This is a genomic window from Deltaproteobacteria bacterium (genome assembly GCA_003696105.1).
Classification (GTDB): Bacteria; Myxococcota_A; Polyangia; order Haliangiales; family J016; genus J016.
Window position 1 is genome coordinate 1 of the sequence record RFGE01000182.1, and the last position, 19,220, is coordinate 19,220.

General features: G+C 72.3%; 15 protein-coding genes and 1 pseudogene. 13 read left to right on the plus strand and 3 right to left on the minus strand.

Features of this window, described 5'->3' with window-relative positions:
• On the minus strand, window positions 1–280 hold a 280-nt coding region (locus D6689_11965; protein ID RMH41050.1), incomplete at its 3' end, for a hypothetical protein.
• Here D6689_11965 and D6689_11970 point away from each other — a divergent pair.
• The 3 genes from D6689_11970 (at window position 250) to D6689_11980 (ending at window position 4,326) form a co-directional block, all read left to right on the plus strand.
• Entirely contained in the window at window positions 250–1,557 is a 1,308-nt protein-coding gene (locus tag D6689_11970) for a hypothetical protein (protein RMH41051.1), read from the plus strand. The two genes, D6689_11965 and D6689_11970, sit on opposite strands and share 31 nt — an antisense overlap.
• Window positions 1,558–1,821: 264 nt before the next feature.
• Entirely contained in the window at window positions 1,822–2,643 is an 822-nt protein-coding gene (ttcA, locus tag D6689_11975) for a tRNA 2-thiocytidine(32) synthetase TtcA (protein RMH41052.1), read from the plus strand.
• A gap of 111 nt (window positions 2,644–2,754) precedes the next feature.
• Window positions 2,755–4,326: a DUF4339 domain-containing protein gene (locus D6689_11980; GenBank protein RMH41063.1), complete on the plus strand. Its 1,572-nt coding sequence runs from the start codon at window positions 2,755–2,757 to the stop codon at window positions 4,324–4,326.
• 48 nt (window positions 4,327–4,374) lie between these two features.
• Here the strand turns inward: D6689_11980 and thiI are convergent, their stop codons facing one another.
• Both thiI and D6689_11990 read right to left on the minus strand, forming a co-directional pair.
• Window positions 4,375–5,541, minus strand: coding sequence for a tRNA 4-thiouridine(8) synthase ThiI (gene thiI, locus D6689_11985; GenBank protein RMH41053.1), 1,167 nt, complete (start codon window positions 5,539–5,541; stop codon window positions 4,375–4,377).
• Window positions 5,522–6,658, minus strand: coding sequence for a cysteine desulfurase (locus D6689_11990; protein ID RMH41054.1), 1,137 nt, complete (start codon window positions 6,656–6,658; stop codon window positions 5,522–5,524). The genes thiI and D6689_11990 overlap by 20 nt, the downstream gene beginning before the upstream one ends.
• 52 nt (window positions 6,659–6,710) lie before the next feature.
• Here D6689_11990 and D6689_11995 point away from each other — a divergent pair, with 52 nt between their 5' ends.
• The 10 genes and pseudogenes from D6689_11995 (at window position 6,711) to D6689_12040 (ending at window position 19,182) form a co-directional block, all read left to right on the plus strand.
• Window positions 6,711–7,889, plus strand: coding sequence for a coproporphyrinogen III oxidase family protein (locus D6689_11995; protein RMH41055.1), 1,179 nt, complete (start codon window positions 6,711–6,713; stop codon window positions 7,887–7,889).
• Window positions 7,282–8,955, plus strand: a complete 1,674-nt coding sequence (gene hrcA, locus D6689_12000; GenBank protein ID RMH41064.1) for a heat-inducible transcription repressor HrcA — start codon at window positions 7,282–7,284, stop codon at window positions 8,953–8,955. Before D6689_11995 ends, hrcA begins: the two co-directional genes overlap by 608 nt.
• A 67-nt stretch (window positions 8,956–9,022) precedes the next feature.
• Window positions 9,023–9,982 carry a nucleotide exchange factor GrpE gene (grpE, locus tag D6689_12005; protein RMH41056.1) on the plus strand — a complete coding sequence of 320 codons (960 nt, stop codon included), beginning with the start codon at window positions 9,023–9,025 and terminating at the stop codon, window positions 9,980–9,982.
• A 3-nt stretch (window positions 9,983–9,985) separates the two neighbouring features.
• Window positions 9,986–11,830, plus strand: coding sequence for a molecular chaperone DnaK (gene dnaK / locus D6689_12010; protein RMH41057.1), 1,845 nt, complete (start codon window positions 9,986–9,988; stop codon window positions 11,828–11,830).
• 3 nt (window positions 11,831–11,833) lie between these two features.
• A pseudogene (locus tag D6689_12015) lies at window positions 11,834–12,751 on the plus strand (molecular chaperone DnaJ).
• Complete coding sequence (locus D6689_12020) at window positions 12,751–14,424, plus strand: hypothetical protein (protein RMH41058.1); 1,674 nt, start codon at window positions 12,751–12,753, stop codon at window positions 14,422–14,424. Before D6689_12015 ends, D6689_12020 begins: the two are co-directional and overlap by 1 nt.
• Window positions 14,424–15,317 carry a site-2 protease family protein gene (locus tag D6689_12025; protein ID RMH41059.1) on the plus strand — a complete coding sequence of 298 codons (894 nt, stop codon included), beginning with the start codon at window positions 14,424–14,426 and terminating at the stop codon, window positions 15,315–15,317. The genes D6689_12020 and D6689_12025 overlap by 1 nt, the downstream gene beginning before the upstream one ends.
• Complete coding sequence (locus D6689_12030; GenBank protein ID RMH41060.1) at window positions 15,314–16,000, plus strand: hypothetical protein; 687 nt, start codon at window positions 15,314–15,316, stop codon at window positions 15,998–16,000. The genes D6689_12025 and D6689_12030 overlap by 4 nt, the downstream gene beginning before the upstream one ends.
• 441 nt (window positions 16,001–16,441) lie before the next feature.
• Entirely contained in the window at window positions 16,442–17,923 is a 1,482-nt protein-coding gene (locus tag D6689_12035; GenBank protein ID RMH41061.1) for a sensor histidine kinase, read from the plus strand.
• 2 nt (window positions 17,924–17,925) lie between these two features.
• The gene (locus D6689_12040) at window positions 17,926–19,182 is read left to right on the plus strand and encodes an HlyC/CorC family transporter (protein ID RMH41062.1); all 1,257 of its coding nucleotides are present in this window, start codon (window positions 17,926–17,928) and stop codon (window positions 19,180–19,182) included.
• The last annotated feature ends 38 nt before the right edge of the window (window positions 19,183–19,220 follow it).

Here is a 19,220-nt window from a genome sequence, read left to right on the forward strand (position 1 = left end):
CGCGGGCGACGCGGGCGGCGCGGGCGGCGCGGGCGGTGCGGGCGGCGCGGGCGGCGCGAGTGCGGGCGCGGGCGGCGCGGGCGCGGCGTCGCGTGCGCCGGTGAGCGGGCGAGCCGGCATCCGCCCGATCGCGCTGTGGATCGCCATTGTCTGGGCGATTGCGGCCACCGCGGTCGCGATCGGGGCGCTGATGCGGTAGGGCGCGATCGGCGACGGCCTCCTTGCCGCCGGACGGCGTACACTGTCGCAGTGACCCGCTCGTGCGACTCGCCGCGGCCACCCGGGCGCTCCCGCTTGCGCCGCGTCGTCTCATGTGTCGCCGTCGCGGCGTGCGCCGCCGGCTGCCGCGACCCCGAGCCGCCGCCTCAGTTCGACGCCGCGCGCCCTCGTCGCGTGTTCGAGCCGCCGCCCGGGGAGGTGCGCCCGGCTCCGCCGTTTGCGATCCGCACCGACGGCGTAGGTCCCTACCTGTTGGGTGCCGACCTCAAAGACGTCCTCGACCTGGTGCCGCGCGGGCCGCGTATCGAGCTGCTCACGATCGATGGAGTCGCCGAGTACAATCTCGTCCGCACCGAGGGCAGCGCGCTGCTCGTCGGCGGTGCGCGGTCCGAGCGGTCGCGGGTAGAGTTCGTCGCCGTCGTCCGCCCGGACATCGCGAAGACGTCCACCGGCGTCGGCGTCGGAGATCCCATCGACGCGGTCGACCGAGCGCTGGGGCCGCGCAGGACGACGCCGTACCGGGTCGCGGATCCGCGCCTGCGAACCTACGCGGCCCTACCGGCCGTGCGTTTCGTCGGCGACCGCGCCGAGGGGGGGCGGGTGATCGCGGTCGTCGTCGCGCAGTCGGATGGGCCGACTGCGACGCCGCCGCGCGGTGACATCGATGCGGCGCCCGGCGGCGCGCACGCGCCGGATTGCCGTACGGGCGGGGCGCTCGCCGGCACGCTCGACGCGGTGGTCGACGCGGCCAAGGTCGGCGATGCGCCGCGCATCGTGTTCGGCTGCTTTTCCGGCACCCACCCGGAGGCATTCGTCCTCGGCGCCGAGCGGTTCGCGATCGTCGCGGGAACGCCCGGCAAGCTGCGTCGAGTGGCGAGCGGGACGGTGCCGGCGCGCGGCTACGTGGCGCCCATCGACGTCGGCGCGGACGGACGCGACGAGCTCGCGTCGATTGACATCGACGTGACGCCGGAGGCATTGTCGACCGCCGTCACCGTGCGGCGGATCGACGGCGGTCGACTCGTCCCGATCGCGTCGGCGACGCCCTACCGGATCACCGCGCAGGCCGCGGCGATGACGGGGGCGCGGCTCGACGAGATCGACGTGTTGGTCGAACTCACGGCTCAACGCGGCCAGATCGCGGTCGGAGGCTTGTATATGCACCGTGTGGGCGGCGTTCCGAAGGAAGTGGCTCCGCTGATGCCCGCGGCGCTCAAACCGCGCCGGCCCGCCGGCCGCGATGGCGCGCGCGCGCCGGTCGACTCGTCGGCGACCGGCGCCGGCGCGACCGACGCCAGCGTACCCGGCGGTGCGTCCGATGGCCGGGCCGCCCCGTGACCGCGTTCCCCGGAGGCCGTGGCCGCGCGCCAGCGCGCCGCTGCCCGCGAGAGAGCCTGCGCGCCGACCGGCCCGCCCCCTTGCGACGCGCGGCGGCTCGGGCTATGTGGCGTACGGGCCGTCCCGGCTCGACACACGCCACCCCGATGCTCGCCACGTCGCACTCCGCGCCACCCCCGGCCGCACGCTGCACGGTCGCCGCACGCCGCTGGCTCGGCGGCGCGCCGCGCGTCCGGCCGGGCACGGCGGACGCCCGGTAGGTCCATGCCACACATCGACCGGCTCTCGCTGCGCAGCGCCGACCGCGTCCCTCGCGGGGATGCCCCGGCCCTGCTGCGTGCGATCGCCAAAAAAGCCGGCCGCTGTATCGACGACTTCGACTTGATCGAGCCGGGCGATCGCATCATGGTGTGCCTGTCCGGCGGCAAGGACTCGTACGCGCTGCTCGACGTGCTGCGCCACCTTCAGGCGCGCGCCCCGATCCGCTTCGACCTGCTGGCCGTCAACGTCGACCAGGGTTGGCCGGGCTACGAGGTTGAACGCCTCCGCGCGTTCCTCGTCGCCGAGGGGGTGCCGTACGAACTGGTCGCCGAGGACTTCGCGTCGGTCGTCGAGGCGAATCTTCCCGCGGGCGCGACGCCGTGCTCGCTGTGCTCGCGACTCCGCCGGGGAGTGCTCTACAACCTCGCCGATCGCCTCGGTTGCAGCAAGATCGCGCTCGGGCACCACATGGACGACCTGATCGAAACCGTGGTGCTCAACCTGTTTTTTTCGGGGCGTCTGGCGTCCATGCCGCCCCTGTTGCGGTCGGACGACAGCCGCAACACGGTCATCCGGCCCCTCGCCTACGTCCCCGAATCGTGGCTGGCGGCCTACGCGCAGCGGCGCGGGTTCCCGATCCTGTCGTGCGCGTGCCCGACCTGCGGCTTGCCCGACCAGAAGCGACAGGTCGTCAAGCGGCTGCTCGCCGCGCTGGAGGCCGACCACCCGGGCCTCAAGCACCAGATGCTGGCGGCATTGCGCAACGTCCACCCCTCTCACCTGTTGGATGCCCGCCTGCCGGGCGCTCCCGGTCACCGCCGGTGAACGACTCGCCGCCGCTAGCGCTCCAACTTCCGGGGCAGGTTTGCTACAACTAGGAGAACTCACGGACCGGACCGCGGGGGCGCGCCGCGCACTCCCGATGCGTATCTCTGCATGAAGTTTCAGTGTGACCGCTGCAAGACTCGCTATTCGATCGCCGACGAGCGCGTCCGCGGCAAGATCCTGAAGATTCGCTGCAAGAACTGCGAAGCGGTCATCACGGTCCGCGAGGGCATGGATGCCCCGAGCGCGCGGCGCCCCGCCGTCGCCGCCAAGCCGAAGGCGGACAGCAAGCCGGTATTGCGCGGCGCATTCGAGCGCGCGATGGGCGGGGCCACGGAACCGGGCCAGGCCGACTTCGACGACGATCGCACGGTGCTGTCCGACGGCCCGCCGCCTCCGCAGATGGAGGAGGAGTGGTACGTCTCCGTCGACGGTGAGCAGTTCGGCCCGTTCACGCTCGCCGCGGCGCGCGACTGGGTCGCCGCGCGCGATCCCGGCGACGAGCTGTATTGCTGGAGCGAGGGGTTCGACGATTGGCTGCCCACCGAGAAGGTGAGCCACTTTCGCGGCTTGCGCGGCCGGCCGCCTTCGCGCGCGCCGCGGGCGCGGCCCGCGAGCCCCGTCGCGCCGGTCGTGCCGGCGGCGCAGCCGGCCGAGACGACGCCGAAGCCGCTGTTTGCCGCCACGCTCGATCAGATCGAGCGGGAAGAGAGTTCGCGGGTCGGCGGCGCGCGGCCGGCCGGGGCCAACGGCCGCTCCGCGTCCACCGCGAGCGACGCGGCCTCGGCGGCGCACGCCGGCAAAGACGCCTTCGAGTTCGACGTCGGCGAGGCCTCGCGAGTCGTCAAGCTGCCGATGCTCGCCGACTCGGTGCGCGCCGGCTCGGCGTCGCCGCCGCTGCCGGGCATGGCCGGCGCCGATCGCATCGGTGCGGGCAGCGGAGCGGCGGCGACCATCGACCGCCTCGGCGGCGGGCCACCGGTCGCCGTTCCGATCGCGGCAGCCGCCGACGCGGTGTCCCCCGACGTGCTGCAACCGCGGCGGTCGCCCGCGCGCCGGCACGTCGCGCTGCTCGCCGGCGTCGCCGCCGTCGCGTTGGTGGGCGTCATCGGCGCCGTGATCGCGTTTTCCGGCGACGACGCGGCGGGTTCCGACCCGAATCGCCTCGTCCGCGCGCGGTCGAGCGCCGAGGGGCTCGGGGAGACACTCGACCCGCGCACGATCAAGATCGTCGAAACGAAAGAGGTGCGCGTTCCGGTGCGCAGCGGTGGCGGGGGCGACCGGCGTTCGTCGCCGGGGGCGTCTCGCGGAGGCTCGTCGTCCGACAGCGCGGCGGGGGGCGAGACGCGATTGGCCGGCAAGACGGACGATTTCGACTTCGGCGCGTCGTCGGGAGGGGCGCGCGAGCTGACCGCCGACGACGTCGCCGCGGTCTACCGCGACAACCAGCTCGCGGTGAAGCTGTGTTACGAACGCGCGCTCAAGAAAGACCCGCTGTTGGACGTGCGCAAGGTCTACGTCGACATGACGATCGCGCCGTCCGGAGTCGTCACGGACGTCCGCCTGTCTGACTACGCGAACACCGAACTCGGCCGCTGCATCGTGTCGCGGATGCGCCGGTGGCGGTTCCGCCAGAGCACGAAGGCGTTCACCGGTCGGTTCCCGCTGGTGTTTCGCAACTGATCGCGAACCGAGCGCGCGTCGTGCCGTGGGACCGCGGCCGAGCGCGCGTCACACGTCGATGCGCTCGGCGCCGTCCGCGAGTTCCGCCGCCGCCGCGTCGATGTCGAGCCGGGACTCGGCGGCGCGAAGATCCTCGAGCCGGGCGCGCGTCGCCGGGTGCTTGGGTACGAACAGCGAGCAGCAGTCGTCGTACGGCAGAATCGACAGCTCGTAGGTGCCAATTGCCCGCGCCCGTTCGATGATCTCGAGCTTGTCGAACGTCAACAGCGGACGCAAGATCGGCAGCGACGCGGCGTCCTCGATGACGGCGAGGTTGCGGAGGGTTTGCGACGCGACCTGGCCGAGGTTCTCGCCGGTGACGAGCGCGTCCGCGCCTTCGCGCGCGGCGAGGAGGCTGGCGACCCGCATCATCATGCGCCGGTACAGCAGGACGGCCAGCTCGGCAGGGCCGGCGTCGCGCAGCGCCTTTTGCACGTCGGTGAAGTGGACCACGCGCACGGCCATGCGACCCTGCCAGCGCGCGAGCGACCGCGCGAGATCGACCACCTTGTCCTTGGTCTTGTCGCCCGTGTACGGGAACGAGTGGAAGTAGATCGCGAACACGGAGCAGCCGCGGCGCATCGCATACCACCCCGCGACCGGCGAATCGATGCCGCCCGACAACAGCAGGCCCACCCGCCCCGACACGCCCACCGGCAGGCCGCCCGGGCCGGGGATGACGTCGCGGAACACGATCGTGCGGTCGACGCCGATTTCGACGTGGATGACGTGGCGCGGCGACCGCACGTCGACCGGCAGACCCGTGGCCTCGACGACGGCCGCGCCGACCTCGCGCGACACTGCTTGCGATCGGATCGGAAACTTCTTGTCCGACCGCTTCGTCTCGATCTTGAACGTCTCGCCGGGGGGGATCGCGCGCGCGAGCGCGACGGCGGTGGCTCGGATCGCGTCGATCGATCGCTCGCAGCGCACGGCCGGCGACATCGACTGCAGGCCGAAGAGTCGCGACAGGCGCGCGACGCACCGCGGGCCGAGGTCGGGCGGGTGGTCGACGTAGACGCGCATGTGTGCAGCATGGACCGACACGCCGTCGAGGTCGGCGACGAGATCGCGCGCGCGCCGCACGAACGCCGCGAAGAAGGTCCGGCGATTGCGCCCCTTGAGAAAGATCTCGGCGACGCGCAGGACGACGGTGTCACAGGTCGCGGAGGACATCGACCAGCACCTCGGCGGCTCGGGTCACCTGCTCGAACGTCGTGTCGCGGCCGAACGACACGCGCAGGGTGCCGGCGCGGTCCGGCACGCGGATGGCGCGCAGCACGTGGCTGGGACCCTTGTGGCGCGACGCGCACGCCGATCCGGCCGACACCAACACACCGCGTGCCTCGAGCGCGTGCAACAGCGGCTCGGCCGGCGCGCCGTCGATGGCGAGGCTCGCGATGTGCGGTGCGCGCGGCGCGCCCGCGGCATTTTCGCGCACCGCGACGCCGGCCGTGCGCAGTGCGTCGACGAGCTGCTGGCGCATCGTGCGCCATCGGTCGCCCTGCGCCGCGAGGTCCGCCGTGGCCAGGCGCGCCGCCTCGCCGAACCCGGCGATGCCGGGCACGTTCTCCGTGCCGGAGCGCACGCCGCGCTGCTGGCCTCCGCCGGCCCACAGCGGCCGCACGCGCGCGCCCCGCCGCAACCACAGCGCGCCGACGCCCTTGGGACCGTGTAGCTTGTGCGCCGACACCGCGACGCTGTCGACGCCGAGCGCGCGTACGTCGATCGGAATCTTGCCCAACGCCTGCACGGCGTCGCAGTGAACGTGCGCATCGGCGCAGCGGTCGCGGACCGCGCGCGCCAGGTCCGCGACCGGCTGGATCGTGCCGATCTCGTTGTTGACCAGCATGACCGCGACGACGGCGGTGTCGTCGCGCAGCATCGTCGCGGCGCGGTCGAGATCGATGACGCCGTCGCGCGTGACCGGAATGCGGTCGACCTGCCAGCCGTCGGATTCGAGCAGCGCCAGCGACTCGAGGACGGCCGGATGCTCGATCGCCGAGCACAGCAGGTGGCGGCCGCGGCGCGCGCGCGCCGCGCCGATCGTCCCGATCGCGTCGGCCTCGGTGCCGCCCGAGGTGAAGTAGACGTCCCCGGCGCCGGCATCCTCGTCGCCGAGCGCCGCGAGCAGCGCCGCGCGCGCGGTCTTGACCCGGCGAGCCGCGGCGATGCCGGCCGCGTGGGCCGACGACGGGTTGCCGTAGTCCTCGCGCAGGCACGCGACCACGACGTCGGCCACGCCGGCCGCGACGCGCGTGGTGGCGGCGTTGTCCAGGTAGACTGCGTCCACGGGCGGTCGTTATAGGCCGTCGCGGGCGCCGCGGCAAACGCGCCCCGGCGAAATGCGGTGGCGCCGGTGCCCGCACCCCGCGATCGCGTACGATGGCGGCATGGACGGTACGCGCACCGCCGCCGCCGCGGGATCGGCCGACGGCTCGGCGCCGTTCGGGCTGTACGTACACTATCCGTACTGCCGGGTGCGCTGTAGCTACTGCGACTTTCCGATCGCGATCGCGCGCGGCGAACCGCCCCACCGCGACTACCTCGCGGCCGTCGTCGCAGAACTCGACCGCCGCGCCCCGACGTTCGCCGGGCGCCGGCTGGTGTCGGTGTACTTCGGCGGCGGCACCCCGTCGCTGTGGCCGCCGGAGTGCATCGCGCAGGTGGTCGCCGCGGCCCGCGCGCGGTTCGGCGGCGCTGCGCTGCGCGAGGTCACGCTCGAGGCCAACCCGACCGACTGCACGCCGGAGCGGATCGCGGCGTGGCGCGCGGCCGGCGTCGACCGGCTGTCGATCGGCGTCCAATCGCTGGATCCCGGCGAGCTGGCGACCCTCGGCCGCGACCACCGCCACGGCGACGGCGAGGCCGCCGTCCGCACGGCGTTGGCGGCCGGCATGCCGCGCGTGTCCGCCGATGTCATCCTCGGTACGCCGGGCGGCCGAGGCCCCGGCGTCCGCCGGATCGCGGCGATCGACCCGGGTCACATCTCCGTGTACGAACTCACGATCGAGCCGCGTACGCCGCTGGCGGCGGCGGTGCGCCGGGGCGCCCTCCAGCCGCTGTCGGACGACGCGCTGGCGGAGGCGTACGAGCGCGTCCACTCGGTGCTCACTGCGCGCGGCTACGAGCACTACGAGGTGTCGTCGTACGCGCGGCCGGGGCACCGCGCGGTTCACAACTCGTTGTATTGGCAGGGGGCTGAGTTCCTCGGAGTCGGCGCCGGGGCCGCGTCGTTCTGGCGCACGCCGGCCGGCGGGGTGCGCGAGACCAACCCGCGCTCGGTCGTCGCCTACCTGCGCGGGAAGCCGCCCGACCGCGTCGAGCTGTCCGCCGGCGACGTCGAACGCGACCGCCTGTGGCTGGGCCTGCGCACCGCCGACGGAGTCGCGGGCGCGCCGCGCGCGCTGGCCGACCGGCTGGTGGGAGCGGGGCTCGCGCGGGTCGACGGCGACCGTATCCTACCGACATTGCGCGGGTTCCTGTTCGCCGACCGCGTGGCGCGATGGGTCGTCGAGGGGTAGAGTAAAGGGAGGAGTTGCCGTCATGGCCGATCTGTCGCTGCGCGCCAAGCGGATTCTTCACGCCGTCGTGGCCGAGTACCTGCAAACCGGCGAGGCCGTCGGGTCGCGGACCATCACGCGCCGCCACAACATCGACCTGTCGCCGGCGACGGTCCGCAACGTCATGGCCGACCTGGAGGACCTGGGCCTGCTCGACCAGCCGCACACGTCGGCCGGTCGCGTGCCCACGGCGGCGGGGCTGCGGTTCTTCATCGATTCGCTGCTGAAGGTGCGCAGCCTGTCGCCCCAGGAGAAGCAACAAATCCGCGAGCGCTATGCGACGGCCCGCGATCCGGACGAGGTGTGGCAGCACACGTCCAAGGTGCTGGCCGAGATCACGCGCCACGCCGGTATCGTGCTCGCGCCGCTCCCCGAGCGCCAGCGTTTTCAGCACATCGAGTTCGTTCCGCTGCGCGACGGCAAGGTGCTCGCCGTGCTGGTCACCACCGACGGGCAGATCGAAAACAAGCTGTTTACGACCGATCGGCCCGTCGACGAGCGCCAGCTCGAGCGCATCCACAACTATCTCGACACCCTACTGGGCGGGCTGACACTCGACGAGGTGCGCGAGCGGGTCGTCGCGGAACTCGGCAAGGAGAAGAATCGCTACGACGATCTCGTGGCGCAGGCCTTGCGCCTGAGCCACGCGGCGCTCGTCGATGCGCGCCGGGACGCCGACGTGATCGTGACCGGAAGCGCGAATCTGGTCGACACCGGGCACCACAAGGATCCCGCGGAACTCGAGCGCATGCGCGCGCTGCTGCAGGCGCTCGAGGACAAGGAACTGCTGGTGCGCCTGCTCGACCGGGCGATGGAGGGGCCCGGCATCCAGGTGTTCCTCGGCGCGGAGACCGCCGCCGACGCGCTCGAGGACGCCTCGATCGTCGCGGCGACATACGGGCCGGAGGACCGGCCACTCGGGGCGATCGCGGTCGTCGGCCCCAAGCGGATGAACTACGGCAAGGTGATCTCCATCGTCGACTTCACCGCTACGCTCGTGAGCGGGGTGCTGCACGGCGGTGAGTGAGCGAGATCGCCGATTGCGCCGGAACGCCGGTTGTGCCGGCGTGTCAGTCGGGTAAAGTCGCTGAGCGATGAGCGACAAGCCGAACGAGCACATCGACGAGGCCAGCGGCGGCGCGCCGGACACCGACCCGGCGGACGCCCGCGACGCGGCCGACGACGACGCCGACGAGATTCCGGTCGAGGTCGACGCGGAGGACTCCGGGGCGCACGGCGGAAGCGACGGCGACCTCGGCGGCGCGGTCGACGCGCTCGACCGCGACGACCTGCTCGCGCTGCTCGGCGAGGCGGAGGCCGACCGGGCGGCGCTGCGACAGCAGGTCGATGCGCTGCGCGCGCAGGTCGATGCCCTCGAGGCGGAAAAGAAGGAACTGCACGAGCGCATGCTCCGCCTCGCGGCGGACATGGACAACCTGCGCAAGCGGACCCGCCGCGACCTCGAAGACGGCCGCATCGATCAGCAGGCGAAGGTGCTCAAGGAGGTGCTGCCGGCCATCGACAACCTCGACCGCGCCCTGCAACACGCCGCAGGCGGGACGGCCGACGTGGCGGCGATCGTCGAGGGGATCCAACTCGTGCTGCGCCAGATCGAGCAGTCGCTCGAGCGCGTCGGCGTCAAGGTGATCGACGCCAAGGGCAAGCCTTTCGATCCGAACGTCCACGAGGCCGTGTCGCAGGCGCCGAGTGCCGACGTGCCCGCCGGCAGCGTGCTCGAGGTGCTCCAGCGCGGGTACACGATCCAGAACCGGTTGCTGCGGCCGTCGCTGGTGGTCGTGGCGACCGCACCGGTCGCCGCCGACGGCGCCGCCGGGGCGGACCCGGCCGGCCCGCAGGGCGCCGGCGCGGACGGCGGTGAGGTCGGCGACCCGGCCGCGGCGGCGCCGGCCGTCGGGGCCGAGCAGTCCGATGGCGCGGGCGGTGACGCGGCGGCCGGCGATGCGTCCGACGCCGAGCGCGCGGAACCGGGCGGCGAGGCGCAGGGCGACGCGGGTGCACCGGCGGACGAGGGGCCGTCGGGACGGGGAGGCTGACCTGTGGGGCGCGTGATCGGCATCGATCTGGGTACGACCAACTCGTGCGTCGCGGTCATGGAGGGCGACCAGCCGGTCGTGATCGCCAACGCGGAGGGAGCGCGCACGACGCCGTCGATCGTCGCGTTCGCGGAGACCGGTGAGCGATTGGTCGGTCAGATCGCGAAACGCCAGGCGGTCACGAACGCGGAGAACACGGTCTACGCGATCAAGCGGCTGATGGGGCGCAAGATCGGATCGCCCGAGGTCGCCGGGCTGGCCAAGACGTGCCCCTACAAGATCGTCGGCGCGAAAAACGGCGACGCCCGCGTCGAGGTCCGGGGTAAGTCGTACTCGCCGCCGGAGATCTCGGCGATGATCCTCGCCAAGATGAAGTCGACCGCCGAGGACTACCTCGGCGAGCCGGTCACCGAGGCGGTCATTACGGTGCCGGCGTACTTCGACGACGCGCAGCGGCAGGCGACGAAGGACGCGGGGCGGATCGCCGGGCTCGACGTGCTGCGCATCATCAACGAGCCGACGGCGGCCGCGCTCGCGTACGGGCGCACGACCGAGGCGGCCGAGCGCGTGGCCGTGTACGACCTCGGCGGCGGGACGTTCGACATTTCGATTCTCGAGCTGTCCCAGGGAGTGTTCCAGGTCAAGTCGACCGCGGGCGACACGTTCCTCGGCGGCGAGGACTTCGACCGCGCGATCATCGACTACTTGATCGATTTGTTCGCACGCGAGCACGGCGGAGCCGACCTGAGCGGCGACAAGATGGCGCTGCAACGGCTCAAGGAGGCGGCAGAGAAGGCCAAGCACGAGCTGTCGAGCGCAATGGACACGGACATCAACTTGCCGTTCATCTTCGCGGACGACAGCGGGCCCAAGCACTTGCAGGCGCATCTGACTCGCGCGCAACTCGAAAAGATGGTCGAGCCGCTGATCCAGCAGACGCTCGAGCCGTGCCGGCGCGCGCTCGCCGACGCGGGCATCGGTCCCGGCGATGTCGATGTGGTGATCCTCGTCGGCGGCCAGACCCGCATGCCGCGCGTACAGCAGGTCGTGTCGGAGTTCTTTGGCCGCGAGGCGCATCGCGGCGTCAACCCCGACGAAGTCGTCGCGGTCGGAGCGGCGATCCAGGGGGGCGTCCTCAGCGGCGAGGTGCAGGAGGTGCTGCTGTTGGACGTCACGCCGCTGTCTCTCGGCGTCGAGACGGCGGGCGGCGTGTTCACCAAGCTGATCCCGCGCAACACGACGATTCCGACGCAAAAGACGGAGATCTTTTCGACCGCGGTCGACAACCAGGACTTCGTCAACATTCACGTGTTGCAGGGCGAGCGCGAGATGGCGGCGGACAACAAGTCGCTCGCTCACTTCCAACTCGTCGGCATTCCGCCGGCGCCCCGCGGGGTGCCACGCATCGAGGTGACGTTCGACATCGACGCCAACGGCATCCTCACCGTATCGGCAACGGATCTCGGGACCGGGAAGGAGCAGTCGGTCAACGTGGTGCCGACCAGCGGGTTGTCCGAGCAGGACATCGAGCGGCTGATCGCCGAGGCGGCGGAGCAGGCCGACGCGGACGCCGAGCGGCGCGCGCTCGCTGAGGCGCGCAACCAGGCCGAGTCGCTGCTGTACACGTCGGAGCGCGCGCTCGCGGAGTTCGGGGAGGTGCTCGGCGACGAAGAGCGCGCGGCCCTCGAGGCCGACATCGCCGACTGCAAGCGAATCATCGAGGAGGGCGGCATCGACGAGGTGCGCGAGGCGATGCAGCGGCTGGAACTGTCGGCGCAGCGGATCGGCGAGATCTTGTACGAGAGCGCCGGCGGCGGCGGTTCGGACGGCTCGATCGGCGAGGCGTAGCGGGCGGTGCGCAAGCGCGATTACTACGAGGTGCTCGGCGTCGACCGGCGCGCCGACGCGGCGACGATCAAACGGGCGTTTCGCGAACTCGCGATGCGCTATCACCCGGACAAGAATCCCGACGATCCCGTCGCCGAGGAGCGGTTCAAAGAGGTCAACGAGGCGTACGCGGTGCTGTCCGACGACCGCGCTCGCGCGCAGTACGACCGGTTTGGCCACGGCTCAACTGGCGTCGCATCGCAGGGCGTGTCGGCGGTGGTGGAGGTCGTCGAGGAGATCGTGCGCGACTTTCGCCGCCGGCGCCGGCGCAAGCGCGGTCGCGACCTGCGCTATACACTCGAGCTGTCGTTCGAGGAGGCGGCAATCGGTTGCACGCGCACCATTCGCATCCCCGACCCGAAGGCGGCAAACGGTGCGGACGCTCCCGAGCGCGAGTTCGTCGTGCGGCTGCCGCCGGGGACGAAGTCGGGTGCCGTGAAGCGGATCGCCGGCGAAGGCGAGCCGGGCGAGGCCGGCGGGCCGCCCGGCGACTTGCACGTGATCGTGCGCGTGCGCGAGCACCCGCTGTTTCGCCGCGAGGGCAGCGACGTGTGGTGCGACGTACCGATCAGCTTCACGCAGGCGGCCCTCGGCGCGGTCGTGGATGTCCCGACCATCCACGGCGCCGTCAAGATGCGCGTTCCCGAGGGGACCCAGTCGGGCCGCGTGTTTCGCCTGCGCGGCAAGGGCATTCCGAAGACGAGCTCGCCGCAGGGACCGCGCGGCGACCAACTCGTGCGGGTCGTCGTCGAAACCCCGGTCGGGCTCACCGCGCGCCAGCGCGAGCTGCTCGAAGAATTCGCCCGGGTGAGCGGCGAGACGATCGCTCATCCGCGGCGCAAGGGGTTTCTCGATCAGCTGCGCGCGCTGCTGGGCGAATGATGCGGGCGGCGCGCAGCGCGGCGGCGGAGCGGGGCGGGCGGCTCGTCGCGATCGCGCTGGTCGCGGCGACGGCCGGTTGTCGCGCTCGGCCGCCGGCTACCGCGTGGGAGCCGGGCCGCGAGCATGCGGCGCCGACGGCGCCTGACGCGGCCGTGCCGCCGCCGGCCGACCGATCGCGGGCGGAGCTGGCGCGCGCAGCGCGTGATGGCGATCCGCGGCGCATCGCGGTGTGGGCGAACCGCCTGGCGGCCGCCGGCGAGGCGTGGCCGGAGGACGTCGATGTCGCCGCCGCCGTGGACGCGCTCGACGCCGGCGCGCTCGAGGCGGTGTGGAGCCAGATCGATCCCGGCCACCCGCCGGCCGACCGGGTCGCGCTGCGGCTCGCGTTGCTCGCCCGGCATCGCGGCGACGACGGCGCGGCCGCGGAGTGGGCGCGGCGCGTTGCGCCGGATAGCCCGATTGCGGGTCGCGCCCGCGCGCTCGCTCGCGACATCGCCGCGCGCGCCCGCGACGACGGTGTGCTGGCCGTGGCCTTGCCGCTGTCCGGGCCGCACGCGGCCGTCGGCCGGGAGCTGCGCGCCGGAATCGACCTGGCCGCCGCCGATGGCGCGCGCGTCGCGTATGTCGACACCGAGGGCACCGAGGCCGGCGCGATCGCCGCCGTGGACCGCGCCGTGTACGACGTCGCGGCGACCGCGATGCTCGGCCCGGTCGGCCGCCGCGCGGCCGCCGCCGCGGCGCGCCGGGCGGTTCAGCTCGGGCTGCCGATCGCCTTGATGGCGCCGGCCTCGGCAGGGGCGGCCCCCGAGGTGGGCGTATTCCGCCTGTGGCCGTCCGGCGAGGCGATCGCGGCGGCGGCCGCGCGCGAGGCGGTTCGCCGCGGGTTCGACCGAGTCGCCGCGTTCGCGCCGCGGGACGAGGACGGTATCGCCCAGGCGCGCGCGTTTGCGGCGGCGGCTCGGCGCGCGGGCGCTCGCGTGGTTGCGGAAGCAACCTATGATCCGAGCGGCGCCAATCTCGAGGCGGACGTCAAGGTGTTGCTCGGCCTGGATCCGACCACGAACGCGCGCCTGCGCCGGCATTTGCGGGACGATCCGAAGACGGGGTGGAAGACGTTCTCTCCCGACGTCCCGTTCGATCTGTTGTTCATCCCGGACACCTACGAGCGGGCGGCGCTCGCGGTCGCGTACCTGCCGTATTTCAACGTCGAGCTGCGCACGACCGCGCGGGTCGACCCGGCGGAACTGCGCCGCAAACACGGCGGCCGGATTCCGTCGCTGGTGCAACTCATGGGGTCTGCCGGATGGCACCATCCCGGCATGCTCGCCCGCGGCGGCGCGCTGGTGGAGGGGGCGTTGGTCGTCGACGTGTGCGCCGGCGGCGCCGACGAGGCGTTCGCGACCGAAGGCGCGGCGGCGTTCTTCGACGAGTTCGTGCGGCGGCACGGCCGGCCGCCGAGCCGCGCCGCCGCACAGGCGTACGACGCCGCGCGCCTGATGCTGTCGGCCCTGCGCGACGGGGGCGATCGCGCCGGCGTCGCTGCGGCGCTGCGGCGCGCGCCGCGGGTCGACGGCGCGTGCGGGTCGGCGGAGGTCGGCCGGTCCGGCGAGATCGTTCGCGACGTGGTCGTATTGCGCATCGACGGCGGAGAGTTCACGGTAGACGGCGACTGATGTCTACGACCGCCCGCAAGCTCGCCGTCCACGGCGGCCTGTTCGCCGCCACGTGCGCGACCACGACGCTCGCGATCAACTGGCAGTTCTCGGCCACGTTGATGACGATCTTGCTGTGCCACGAAATGGGCCATTACGTGGTGGCGCGCCGGCACGGGGTCGCCGCATCGCTGCCGTACTTCATCCCGATGCCGCCCGGGATCACGCTCGGGACGATGGGCGCGATCATCCGCATGGACCGCCCGATCGCAGACCGCAACAAGCTCATCGACGTCGGAGCCGCCGGACCGCTCGCCGGGTTGGCGGTCGCGTTTCCACTGCTGTGGGTCGGGCTGTCCCTGTCGACGGTTGGACCCGGCGGCGGCGAGGGGACGGTGATCGAGGGCAACTCCCTGGCGTATCTCGCCGTCAAGTACGCGGTGACCGGCCGCGTACTGCCGGCGCCGGACGGCACGGACGTGATGTTGCATCCGGTGGCGTTCGCCGCGTGGGTCGGCCTCTTGATCACGATGATCAACCTGATCCCGATCGGCCAACTCGACGGCGGCCACATCGCGTGCGCGTACCTCGGGTCGCGGCACGAGCGGCTGTCGCGGCGGCTGCACTGGGCTCTGCTGGCCGTCGGTGCGTGCGTCGTCGCGTGGCAGGGGCACGTTGCCGCGGCGGCGGGGTTGCCCCCCGGCGAGGCCGTATCCTACGGGGTGCAGGCGGGCCTGCCGTGGCTGGTGTGGGCGCTGCTGCTGTACGGGATGCGCCGACTGCAGGGAGGGATCTACCACCCGCCGGTCGGCCAGCGCCCCCTTACGCCGGGGCGCCGCCGGCTGGTATGGTTCATGTGGTTCGTCTTCGTGTCGATCTTCACCCCGGTTCCGTTGCGCCAGGCGCTGCCGTGAACATCCAGTGCGTGTTGTGCAAGGAGATCGTCGACATCGGCGACTTCCGCACCTGTGCGCGCGGCATCGAGATCACGTGCAGCGCATGCGGCGGGACGTTCGAGGTCGAGCCCCGCCGGCCGGCCGCGGCGCCGGCGCAGCCGGCGGGCGTCGCGTGTCCCAAGTGCGAGGCCCCCGTGCCGGAGACGGCGCCGGCGTGCCCGCGGTGCGGCCTGGCGCGGGGGCATTTCGACGGCTACGAGCGGGAGGACGCCGCCGACGCGGTCGACGACGCGGTCGTGGCGCTGTGGGAGCGCTGTCGCGCCGACTGGCAGGACGCCTCCGCGCACGAAGCGTTCCTCGAGGCCGCGGTCGCCTGCGGCGCGTTTCGCTACGCCGCGGCGCGCTATCGCGGCGCGCTGCGCGACCGCCCCGGCGACCCCGTCGCCCGCGCGCGACTCGACGAGGTCGCGCGTCGCGCGCAGGCGGCAGTCTTTGCCGCCGCGCAGGCGGGACGCGCCACGAATCGCGACGAACCCGAGCCGTTTCGCGGCGTCGCAATCCTGCTCGTGGTGCTCGTGGCGCTCGGCGGTGCCGGCCTCGTGTACGCACTATTTCTGCGCGGTGCCACCGAGCCGCGCGTCGTCTCGCCGCCGCGCCCCGTGCCGATGAAGCTCGTCCCGCGCGGCACCCCCCCCAAGTGACGCCGATGGCCCAGGTCGACCTGCGCAACAACGAGCTCGCGATCAAACTCGTCTATTACGGGCCGCCGCTGTCCGGTAAGACGACCAACCTCCAGCAGTTGCACGCGCGGGTGCGCGACGATTGTCGCGGGCGCCTGATGATGCTCGACACCCGCGACGATCGGACGCTTTTTTTCGACTTGCTGCCGATCTTCTTCCGCGCGGCCAACCTGTCGCTGCGCGTGAAGGTGTATACGGTGCCGGGCCAACCGCTGCACGCGGCGACCCGCCGCGTCGTGTTGCAGGGCGCCGACGGGGTCGCCTTCGTCGCGGACTCTGCCGCGGACAAAGCCGACGCCAACGAGGCGGCATTTGGCGACTTGCGCGCCAACCTCGCGCGCGTGGGGTTGTCGGCCGACGACACCCCGGTCGTTCTCCAGTTCAACAAGCGCGACCTCCCCGATGCGATCGCCGACGACGAGGTCGACCGCGTCGCCGCGCGGTGGGCGCTGCCGGTCGTGCGCGCGTCGGCCGTGCGCGGCGAGGGTGTGGTCGACACGCTGCTCGCGTTGGTCGGCCGCACCTGGGATGCGCTGGATGCCGAGGCGGACCTCAGTCGCCGATTCGGCCTGTCGACTGGCGATCTCGTGGCCGAGCTGGGCGAGAATGTGCTCGGGGTACGCGAGGGCGCGTAGGCGCCGGGTGCGGTGGTACAATCGCCCGGTGCGCCGAAGCCCTTCGGCCCTGGACGCCCCCGTCTCGCTGTCCGACCTGCTCGAACCCGCGGACCTCGAGGAGGTGGCGCGATGTTTCGTCGAACTGCACGGCGTCCCGATTGCGATCCGATCGGACGACGGCGCGGTGGAGGTCGCCGCGGGCGACCGCGGTGCGCTCGGGACCGGGGCGCATCATAGCCGCCCGCTGGTCTACGACGGTCGCGATCTCGGCGAAGTGATCGTCGGCCCCTACGACCCGAGCCGGATCGGGGACGACGCGGTGGCCGCGGTCGCGCGGGCGGTAACGCGCATGCTCGGTGTGCTCGTTCACGCCGCCTATGCGCGCCATCTGACCGCGGCTGCGCACGTCGCCGCGATGGACGACGCCTACCGGGAACTGGCCGTCAACAACGAGCGGCTCGCGGAGGCGGTGGCGCGGCTGCAGGAGGTCGACCGCCTCAAGTCGAACTTTTTGGCGACCGTGTCGCACGAGCTGCGGACGCCGCTCACCAGCGTGATCGGCTACTCGGAAATGCTCGTCGAGGGGCTCGCCGGCGAACTCAACGACGAGCAACAGGATTACGTGCGCACGATCTTGGCGAAAGCCGATCAGCTGCTGCAGCTCATCACCGGCATCCTCGACTTGACCGCGATGGAGGCCGGCGCGCTGCGGATCGCGCGCGCGCCGGTGGCGGTCGACGAGCTGATCGACCGCGTCGTGGCCACGTTCGAGCCACATGCGCGCACGAAGGGCATCGCGATCGGGCGATCGCGGCCGGTCGGCGTGCGCGTTTTTGGCGACGAGCGCAAGGTCCACCAGATCCTGACGCACTTGGTGACCAACGCGGTCAAGTTCACCCGGTCGGGCGGTCGCGTGGATGTCTCCGCGGAGGTCGGGCCGCTCGAGCGCGACGCCGTCCGGGCCGACGGCTCAGCCGACCGCGATGCGCTCGGCGTTCGCATCACGGTCAGCGACTCGGGCATCGGCATCCCGCCGGAGAAGCAGGCGCACATATTCGAGCCGTTTTTCCAGGTGGACTCGTCATCGACGCGCGAGTACGGCGGCACCGGCCTGGGCCTGACGCTCGTCAAGAGCTACGTCGAGGTCCACGGCGGCGCCGTCTGGGTCGACAGCGAACCGGGCCGGGGCAGCCGCTTCGTCGTAACGCTGCCGGCGGTACCCGACGACCTCGATTCCTATCTCGCGACCGCCGCCCATGCGCCGTAGCGATGGACGAACTGGCAGATAGCCTGTGGTTGCTCATCGTCGTCGGTGCGCTGCTGCTCGCGTCGGCATTCTTTTCCGGCTCGGAGGTCGCTCTGTTTTCGCTCCGCCGCGGCGAGCGCGAGCGGATGGCGCGGTCGAACCGTCGGGTCGACAACCTCATCGCAGCGATGCTGGCCCGCCCGCGCCGACTCATCGCGACGCTGCTCATCGGCAACGAGATGGTCAACGTGTCCATTTCGTCGACGCTCGCCGGTATCGGTGAGCGGGTGTTCAGCGGCCGCAGCGACGCGGAGGTCGCCCTCCTCACGACGGCCGCGGCGCTGCCACTGCTGTTGCTGGTCGGCGAGATCACCCCGAAGACCATCGCGATCAAAGCGCCGACGGTGTGGGCGAGGATGGCGGCCAGGCCGTTGTGGCTGTTTTCGCTCGCGGTCATGCCGGTGCGAGCGGTCGTTCGCGCGGTGGCGTTCGTCGTGCTGCTGCCGTTCGGCATCGACGCGCGCAAGCCGCCGCCTCGCCAGGCGTTGCGCGAGGACGAACTGCGCGCGTTGGTCGACGCGGGCAACGAGGAGGGAGCCGTCGACGCGCGCGAGCGGCGGCTGATCCACCGCGTGTTCGAGTTCGGCGACAAGACGGTGGCCGAGGTGATGGTGCCGGCCGACCGCGCGTTCCTCCTGGCCTACAATCTGCCGCTGTCGCGCATTCTCGCCGAGGTGTCCGCGCGCGGGTTTTCGCGCGTGCCGATCTATCACAAGTCTCGCGACAATATTCTCGGCATCCTGTACGCGAAGGATCTCGTCCTGCTCGCCGCTGGGCTCACGTCGGCGAAGCGCCTCGGCGAGCTGTTGCACGCGCCCTTGTTCGTGCCGCGGACGATGCGGCTCGAGCGGCTTTTCGACATCTTCAAGGAGCGCAAGACCCACATGGCGATCGTCGTCAACGAGTACGGCCGCCTCGCCGGGATCGTGACCATGGAAGACCTGCTCGAAGAGATCGTGGGGCCGATTCGCGACGAGAAGGAGGTGCGTCGGTTGCGCACGGCGGATGCGGGCGCCACCGGCGAGCGCCCGGCACCGGCGCCGGCCGCGGACGCGGATGCGCCACCGGCCGCGGGCGCGGATGCGCCGCCGGCCGCGGGCGCGGATGCGCCACCGGCGCCGGGCGCGGATGCGGCGCCGGCCGCGGGCGCGGATGCGGCACCGCCGGCGGACGCGGCCGCAACCGCGCGCGGGAGCGCGGCCGGGGAGGGGGGCACGTGATCGGCTGGGACGTCGTCGCGCTCGTCGGCGCCGTGTGC

What these genes read in the sequence shown, in the direction of transcription:
- D6689_12035 (RMH41061.1), top strand. Translation starts at nt 16,442, where the DNA reads ATGCGATCGCCGACGACGAGGTCGACCGCGTCGCCGCGCGGTGGGCGC.
- ttcA (RMH41052.1), top strand. Translation starts at nt 1,822, where the DNA reads ATGCCACACATCGACCGGCTCTCGCTGCGCAGCGCCGACCGCGTCCCT.
- D6689_11980 (RMH41063.1), top strand. Translation starts at nt 2,755, where the DNA reads ATGAAGTTTCAGTGTGACCGCTGCAAGACTCGCTATTCGATCGCCGAC.
- D6689_12025 (RMH41059.1), top strand. Translation starts at nt 14,424, where the DNA reads ATGTCTACGACCGCCCGCAAGCTCGCCGTCCACGGCGGCCTGTTCGCC.
- grpE (RMH41056.1), top strand. Translation starts at nt 9,023, where the DNA reads ATGAGCGACAAGCCGAACGAGCACATCGACGAGGCCAGCGGCGGCGCG.
- D6689_12040 (RMH41062.1), top strand. Translation starts at nt 17,926, where the DNA reads ATGGACGAACTGGCAGATAGCCTGTGGTTGCTCATCGTCGTCGGTGCG.
- hrcA (RMH41064.1), top strand. Translation starts at nt 7,282, where the DNA reads ATGTCATCCTCGGTACGCCGGGCGGCCGAGGCCCCGGCGTCCGCCGGA.
- thiI (RMH41053.1), bottom strand. Translation starts at nt 5,541, where the DNA reads ATGTCCTCCGCGACCTGTGACACCGTCGTCCTGCGCGTCGCCGAGATC.
- D6689_12020 (RMH41058.1), top strand. Translation starts at nt 12,751, where the DNA reads ATGCGGGCGGCGCGCAGCGCGGCGGCGGAGCGGGGCGGGCGGCTCGTC.
- D6689_11995 (RMH41055.1), top strand. Translation starts at nt 6,711, where the DNA reads ATGCGGTGGCGCCGGTGCCCGCACCCCGCGATCGCGTACGATGGCGGC.